This window comes from Armatimonas sp. (genome assembly GCF_043760365.1).
GTDB lineage: Bacteria > Armatimonadota > Armatimonadia > Armatimonadales > Armatimonadaceae > Armatimonas.
Genome location: NZ_JAYUPA010000990.1, coordinates 1 through 7,650 on the forward strand (window position 1 = coordinate 1; position 7,650 = coordinate 7,650).

The following is a 7,650-nucleotide window of genomic DNA, read 5'->3' on the forward strand; positions in this document are numbered from 1 at the left end:
GCACCACCGGCTTCATATTATGGAGGACTTAGTCGCGATCCAGACCGAGGCGCTGGGCGAGGGGCGCGTCACGCCCATTGTCACCGATCTCTGGCGCACTACCCAGCCGATACTTCGCTACCGCCTCGGGGATGTACTGACGCTTGCGCCACCGGGACGCTGCGCCTGCGGCTCGGCGTTTCGGGTGATCGAGCGGATCGAGGGGCGCCAGGACGACCTCTGTTATTTTCTAAACGCAAGTGGAGAGCCGGTGCCGTTCTACCCCGATACCGTGCGGCGTGCCGTCTTGCTCGCGTCGGGCCAGATCCTAGACTATGCCGTGCGCCAGAGTCAGCCTGGTGAGGCGTGCGTGTTTCTAGAGCTGGCTCCGGAGGCAAAGAGAGCGCTTGTCGAAGACGCCGTACGTGCAAGCTTCACGCGCATTTTGGCCTCCTACGACTGCCGCCCCGCAACACTTACCTTTGAGGCGCAGCTCCCGCCCCGTGTCTTGGGCGCCAAGCGCCGTCGTGTTCAGAACGAAGGAAAGCGATGATACAGATAGCTGGTCTGGGAAAATACCTCCCCGAGACCATTGTCACGAATGCCGAGCTAGAGCAAGCACTCGGCCTGCGCGAGGGCTGGATCGAGCGTGCCACGGGAGTTCGCGAGCGCCGCCGTGCCCCGAGCGGAGAGTCTACGGCTAGGATGGCCGCCGCCGCTGCTCGGCAAGCGCTTGAGCGTGCGGGCAAGACCATCGCGGACATTGATCTGATCGTCGGGGCATCGTCGGGGCCGGAGCAATTAATCCCCTGCACGGCGGCACTGGTTCAGCGTGAACTCGGCGCCCCCGAGGGCAAGAGCGCTTGCTTCGATATCTCCGCCACCTGCCTCTCGTTTCCGGTGGCGCTCCAGCTCATCGCGCCGCTTTTAGCTTCCGGCGTGTACAAAAACGCGCTACTCTTCTCCAGTGAGATGACGGCACACTCCCTCAATCCGAGCGAACCCGAGAGTGCGGCTCTGATAGGGGACGCTGCCGCCGCCGCGATTCTCATCGCAACGCCGCCGCGGGAGGCAAGCTGTTTGCATCACAGTGCGTTCTCTACCTACGCCGCCAGTGGGGCCGAGCTGACACAGTTTCTAGGAGGTGGGAGCCGTCGGCACCCGAGCGACCCCGCCACAACGCGGGAGATGAACTTCTTTGCGATGCACGGTCCGCAGATCTTTCGGCTGGCCTCACAGCACATGCCCCCATTTCTGGAGCAGTTTCTTCACGAGGCGGGTGCGAGTGTGGAGAGCCTGGATCTTGTCGTGCCGCACCAAGCCAGTGGGCGTGGCATTGCGTTTGTGGCGAGCCGCTGTGGCCTGCCGCTGGAGAAATTCTTCATCAACCTCCCCGAACGGGGCAACTGCATCGCCGCCTCGATCCCGCTGGCACTCTGCGAAGCCTGGGAAGCGGGGCGACTTGAGCGCGGGCAGCGTGTCTTAATCGCGGGTACCGGAGCCGGGCTCACCCTTGGGGCGGTGCTCCTCACTTTTTGATAAACACAGTGTGGGGTGTTTGGTATAGAATGGGGCACACTAATGCTAACTCCACGTGCTCTTCTTCTTGGCCTCCTCGGGGCGGCGCTTGTCTGTGTCTGGACACCGTATAACAACTACAAAGTGGGAGCGAGCCTGATTGGGGGCAACCAGTTCCCGACCGTGGCGTTTGCCGTGCTGATACTTCTTGCTCTCTTACGTCAGCTCTTGCCCCGACTTAAAGTTACCCCGGCGGAGCTGGCGACGGTCTGGACGATCTTACTGGTGACAAGTGGAATTCCCTCATCGGGCTTGCTCCGCACGCTGATTCCTAATATTCCCGCCCCCGTGGCGCTGAGCACGCCCGTCAATGAGTGGGAGCGCAAGGTCTGGGGGCCGCAGCCAGACTGGCTCAAGATGGCGGACACCGACGGGGCCAAGGCATTCTTTTCGGGCTACCCGCGCGGTCAGGAGCATGTTCCCTGGGGCGCGTGGCTTGGGCCACTCACGGCCTGGCTGACTCCCGCTGTGCTGTTTTTACTGGCATCGTTTTGTGTGGTCGCCGTGTTTCGCAAACAGTGGATCGAGCACGAGCGCTTCGCGTTTCCGCTGGTGACACTTCCCCTACAGCTCGCCACCGAGCCTCAGATCCTCACGCGCCGCCCCGTGTTCTGGATCGCACTGGCACTCACGGCGAGCCTGCACGGACTCAAGGGCTTCCATCAGCTCTACCCGAATATCCCGGACATTCAGACAAACTGGAGCCTGATGGACTATCTGACGGAGCCACCGTGGAATCAGATCGGGCCTTTTGCGCTCTTCTTCTTTCCATTGGTTGTTGGGCTGGGCTATTTGCTGCCCGGTGAGGTGGGGCTCTCGATCTGGTTTTTCCATCTGCTCTTTAAAGCCGAATGCTTGGTCGCTGCACTCAATAACTGGGATCAGCCGGGGGCGCTGGGATTCTTCTCACAGCGGCAGTTCCATAGTCTGCAAGCTTTTGGCGGGGCCGTGGCGCTCACTCTCTGGTGTCTCTGGACGGCACGTAAGCATCTGCGTGTGGTATTTACGGAGCCAGCCTATGCACGGCTGCGGCTCGGACTTGCTGTGAGCTTTGGGGGGCTTGGGCTCTGGGAGCTTCTCGCAGGCATTCCCGTGCTACTTGTGCTGCTCTCGCTCCTCTTTGTGGTGCTCGCACTGATTACCATCGGCTGGGCCACGTGCCAGGCGGGGATTCTTTTTATGGCGATGCCCTACACAAGCCTAGACGTGCTGGCCCCAACAATCGGCACCGCTCCGTTTGCTCCCTCGGCGCTCTACACGCTCTACCGGGTGGAGTACGCGACCGTCTACAACACGCGGGAGCTGCTCTTGCCGGGCTTGCTCAATGCGGCAAAGATAGGGGAGGGCGTAGGGCTTGCACCAAAAGCGCACACGCGCTGGCTGGGGTTTGCCGTTGCGCTTGCGGTAGTTGTGGGTGTATGGGCCTGCATTCGGCTACCCTATCTCTCCGGCGGCGCGAATATGCTCGTGGAGCGCTGGACCTACGAGACAGGGCCGCAGATCCCCCTGAAAGTGCTCGGCAATGCGGCGTCCGTGCCCTACAAGCCCGCTGCGACGAACTTCCTGCATAGCGCGGGAGGCTTTGTACTGGTGGGGGGCTTGCTTCTGGCACGGCTCCAGCTCGGAAGTGGCCTGCACCCGATTGGCTTTCTGGCGGCGTCGGTGCATGGGGTGCATACCACCTGGTTCTCAATTCTGATCGGCTGGTTTGCTAAGATTCTGGTGATGCGCTACGGTGGGATGGCGCTCTACAAAGCCGCCCTGCCGTTCTTTCTTGGGTTGATCGTGGGCGATGCGCTCAGCGCGGCGTTCTGGATCGGGATGGGCTATCTCACGGGGGTGGGCTACAACAGCCTGCCGAGCTGAAAAATTCGGGTAAAGTAATGCAAGATGAAAGTTCGCTCGCTTCTTCCTTACACGATTCTGGCCGCTGGTCTTGTGGGCGGTATTTCCTGGCGGCTCCAAGACAAGCGCACGGTGGCAGCGGATTTGGTGAAGTCGCAGGCGGCGCGTAAAAGCGCCGTGCCCAGTGTGGTGCTTGGGACAGCGGAGCCCAAACGCCTGGTGCAAACACTCGAAGTGATGGGCTCGCTGGAGTCGTCCCGTACGGTGAAGCTGGCGGCGCGCACCTCAGGGCGAGTGGTCTTTCTTGCAGCGCGCGAGGGAAGTGCGGTCAAGGCGGGTGAGGTGCTGGTGCGCATTGACCCCGTTGAACTCAAAGACGCTGTGCTCCAACAAGAGGCGAACGTGGCGGAAGCAAGAGCGCGGCTGGCCCAGGCGCAGGCAACCGTAGACACCGGGCGCGTCTCGGTGCTGACGGGGATTGATACGCGACGGGCTGCACTGGAAGGGGCAGAGGCGACCCTCAATCGGGCGGAGCAGACCCGTGATGCCCAGCTCGCCGCCGCTAAAGCCGCCGTCGCCGATGCGGATGCTCGCGTGAAGAGTGCACAGGTCGTGGTGGAGAACGCGAAAAATGACCAGGCGAGCGCACTGGCAAACCAGACAAACCTTAAGGCTAAGCTTGCCCGCGCTGAGTCGCTGCTGGCAAAAGGTTTTGTCTCGGCCCAGTCCGTGGACGATGCCCGGACGGCGTTTGAGGTTCAGGGCAATGTGGTCGAGACCACCAAAGGCCGCGTTGCCACGGCGGAGGCCGCCGTCGAGTCGCAGAAGGCGCTCTTAAACGCCGCGCAGCAGCAAGTGACGGTTGCCGAAAAAGGTGCGCTCAGCGAGATTGCGACGGCTAAAGCGGCGAAGAAGCAAGCAACGGCAGCGCTCAGCCTGGCGAGCTCGAACCGCTCCCAGACCGTTGCCTCGCGGGAGAATCTGAGTGCGCTCCGGCAGAGCATTGCCGCCGCCGAGGCGCAGCTTGCGCAGGCCCACGCTCGCCTGGGAGAGACGGAGCTACGCAGCGCACTCTCGGGTATTGTGACGGCGCGGCCTGTGGATGAGGGCTCGACCGTGACGGCGGGCCAGACGATCTTGACCATTGCGCAGCTTGACTCGCTCTATGTCAGCGCGAGTGTTCCCGTGGAGCAGAGCACCACCGTGACAGTGGGGACACAGGCGCGGATCACTCTCGATGCGCTGCCGGGCAAGACTCTGATGGCCACGGTCACGGAGATCAACCCCGCCGCCGATGCGCAGAGTCGCCAGTTCACGATTCGCTTTAAGCTCGACAATGCAAACGGCAAGCTCCGCCCCGGCATGTTCGCCCGTCTGGTCTTAGAGCTGCGGATAATCAATGCCACCGTAGTCGTTTCGAGCGATGCGGTGCACACCACGCCCAAAGGCTCCACAGTCACGGTCGTAGACTCCGAAAATACAGCTTCCGTTCGACCTGTTACGCTCGGAGCGAAAGTCGGCAGCGATGTCGAGATTCTCTCTGGCGTTGCCGCAGGGGAGCGCGTGGTGATGCTCTCCTACAGCCCCATCAAAGACGGTCAGAAAGTCAAACCTCCCCCCGCCGCTAAGACGGCGACCCCCTCCGGCTCCGCGAAGGAGGTGAATAAGTGAATCTGGCACGGTTTTCGGTGCAGCGGCCTATTGCGGTGGTCATGCGCATTGCGGCGCTGGTCTTGCTGGGCGTGGTTTGCCTGACCAAGCTCCCCGTGGACTTGCTGCCGAAAATTACGATTCCCATTGTGGTTGTGAATACCACTTGGCCCAATGTTGCCCCGCAGGAAATGGAGACTCAGGTCACGCGGCCTATCGAGCAGGCTGTCTCTTCCGCTCCTGGAATCCAGCAGGTGACATCCAACTCCACACTAGGTAGCTCGTCGGTGCGAATTCAGTTCAACTGGGGCACAGATATCGGGCAGGCTGCCATTGATGTCTTGCAGCTCGTTCAGCGCGCCCGCCAGCAGCTCCCTGACGATCCGACGCTCCAGAACCCGGTGGTCTTCAAATTCGATCCCGCGACGCTCCCCATTCGTATCTATGGCGTCTCCGGAATCGCCGATATCGTGAAGCTGCGGAGCCTACTCGCCAATGAGATCTCGCCGCTCGTGGCGTCTGCCAATGGTGTCGCGACGGCGACAGTCACCGGTGGCCAGACGCGCTCGATTATCGTCGAAGTGGACCCTGTGAAGCTCCAGGCCTACGGATTGAGCCTCGATATCGTGCAGCGGCGGCTGGTTCAGGAGAACATCAATCAGCCCGCCGGAATCGCGCGGCAGGGCGCCCGGGAGTTCACGATTCGCTCGGTGGGCAACTTCACCAGCCTGGCAGATGCGGCGAAGATTCCGCTGGCGCAGATCAACGGCCAGCGCGTGCTTCTGAGTGATGTGGCAACGGTGCGCGACAGCCACCTAGAGACACGCATTCTCACACGGCTCAATGGTGAGCCCGCCGCGAGCTTCGCCATCACCAAGCAGAGCGAAGCCAACACCGTTGCCACTGCGCAAGCTGTTGAGGCAAAGATCGAAGAAGTCAAGAAGCTCTACCCCGAGCTGACGTTTCGGGTCGCTTACGATCAGTCGGGCTTTATTGAGAACTCCGTGAAAGACATGCAGCACACGGCGATCATCGGCGGCATCTTAGCGATTCTGATTCTCTTGTTTTTCCTGCGCAATGTCCGAAGTACTTTAGTGGTCGCGCTCTCGATTCCCGTCTCTATTTTCTCGACGTTCGCGCTGCTGTATTTCTGCGGCTTCACGCTCAACACCATCTCGCTCTCAGGTCTCGCGCTGGCGACGGGCCTGATCGTGGACGATGCCGTGGTGGTTCTGGAGAATATCTTCCGGCACATCGAGCGCGATAAGCAATCCGCCACAGAGGGCGCAGTCTCCGGGGCGAGCGAGATCACGAGTGCCGTGGTGGCCTCGACAATCACCGTGATGGTAGTCTTTCTGCCGATCCTGCTGATTAAAGGCCAGACGGGGCAGATGTTTACCCAGTTCGCGCTCGTTGTGGTCTTTTCCATGGCTGTCTCCCTGCTAGACGCGACCACGCTCGTGCCGATGCTGGCATCGCGCCTGATCCACCGCGAGGAGCTGGAGCAGGAGCGCGAGAACCCACGCGGCCTCTCCGGCTGGGCGGGGCGTTACTTAGATAGCCTCGATGCCAACTACCGACGGCGCCTGACCTGGGCGCTGGCTCATCGCTGGTGGGTGCTGGCGGGCGCGGCGGGCATCTCGCTGTGTAGCTACTTTTTTGTTCCGCTGATCGGCTCCGAGCTGCTGCCCCAGACCGACAGTGGCGATTTTACGGTGAGTGTGAAGCTGCCCATCGGCACGGCTTTCACCAAGACCACCGAGACGATGAAAGAAGTCGAGAAGCGCCTTCTGGCCAACCCCGATGTGGACACGGTCTTTGCAGCGTCTGGGGCGACGTTGAGTCTACGCGGCTCGGTGCGCGACCAGGCGGGGCATATTGGCAGTGCGACCGTCCACCTCAAAGAGAACCGGAAACACAGCACACAAGACATCATCAAAAACGTTCAGAAGAGCCTGGGGAGCATTCCAGGCATTCGTGCGACCGTCTCGCCGTATGATCTTGTGACGCAGCTTCTCACCGGTGGCGCGACCAACATGGAGGTGGATGTCTTCGGACAAGACCCGCTGGCCGTGGCCGAGCAAGCCAAGCGGGTGATGGACGCCCTCAAAGGCATACCGGGCCTAGAGGCGCTGGATCTGGGCGTGCAAGACGCGACTCCTGAGCTTCAGTGGAAAGTGGACCGCGACAAAGCCGCCGCTCTGGGCGTCTCGTTCACGGACATTGCCCAAGCACTGAGCGCGAGCACGGGCGGGGCGCTGGCGGGCTACTATCTCGAAAAAGGCTACCAGTACCCAATCTACGTGATCCTCCCTGAGGCAAATCGCAAGTCCAAAGAGGCGCTGGTGAACCTGCCGCTCACGCCAAGCACGGCAATGGGGAACAAGCCGATCCTGCTAGGGCAAGTGGCGACGCCCTTTGAGACGGTCGGCCCCAACGAGGTGACGCGGCTTGACCGCCAGCGCTACATCGCCGTGAACGGGCGCCTGGCAGACCGCTCCCAGAGCGAGGTCGAGGCCGATGTGACCGAGGCACTGAAGAAAGTCGAGTTTTCGCAGGGGACACACTGGGACTTTGGGCGCAACCAGAAGCGGCGCG

4 protein-coding genes and 1 pseudogene are annotated in these 7,650 nt (G+C 61.6%); all 5 read left to right on the forward strand.

Annotation, left to right across the window (positions count from 1 at the left end):
* Positions 1 to 532, forward strand: a pseudogene (locus ACH2EH_RS25015) (adenylate cyclase); the annotation flags it as partial.
* Positions 529 to 1,518: a 3-oxoacyl-ACP synthase III family protein gene (locus ACH2EH_RS25020; RefSeq protein ID WP_395146108.1), complete on the forward strand. Its 990-nt coding sequence runs from the start codon at positions 529 to 531 to the stop codon at positions 1,516 to 1,518. The pseudogene ACH2EH_RS25015 and the gene ACH2EH_RS25020, both read left to right, overlap by 4 nt.
* Before the next feature lie 42 nt (positions 1,519 to 1,560).
* Positions 1,561 to 3,423: a DUF6785 family protein gene (locus ACH2EH_RS25025; protein ID WP_395146110.1), complete on the forward strand. Its 1,863-nt coding sequence runs from the start codon at positions 1,561 to 1,563 to the stop codon at positions 3,421 to 3,423.
* Between the two features lie 24 nt (positions 3,424 to 3,447).
* The gene (locus tag ACH2EH_RS25030; protein WP_395146111.1) at positions 3,448 to 5,073 is read left to right on the forward strand and encodes an efflux RND transporter periplasmic adaptor subunit; all 1,626 of its coding nucleotides are present in this window, start codon (positions 3,448 to 3,450) and stop codon (positions 5,071 to 5,073) included.
* Positions 5,070 to 7,650, forward strand: a 2,581-nt coding sequence (locus ACH2EH_RS25035) for an efflux RND transporter permease subunit (protein WP_395146113.1), incomplete at its 3' end; no start/stop codon positions are given. The genes ACH2EH_RS25030 and ACH2EH_RS25035, both read left to right, overlap by 4 nt.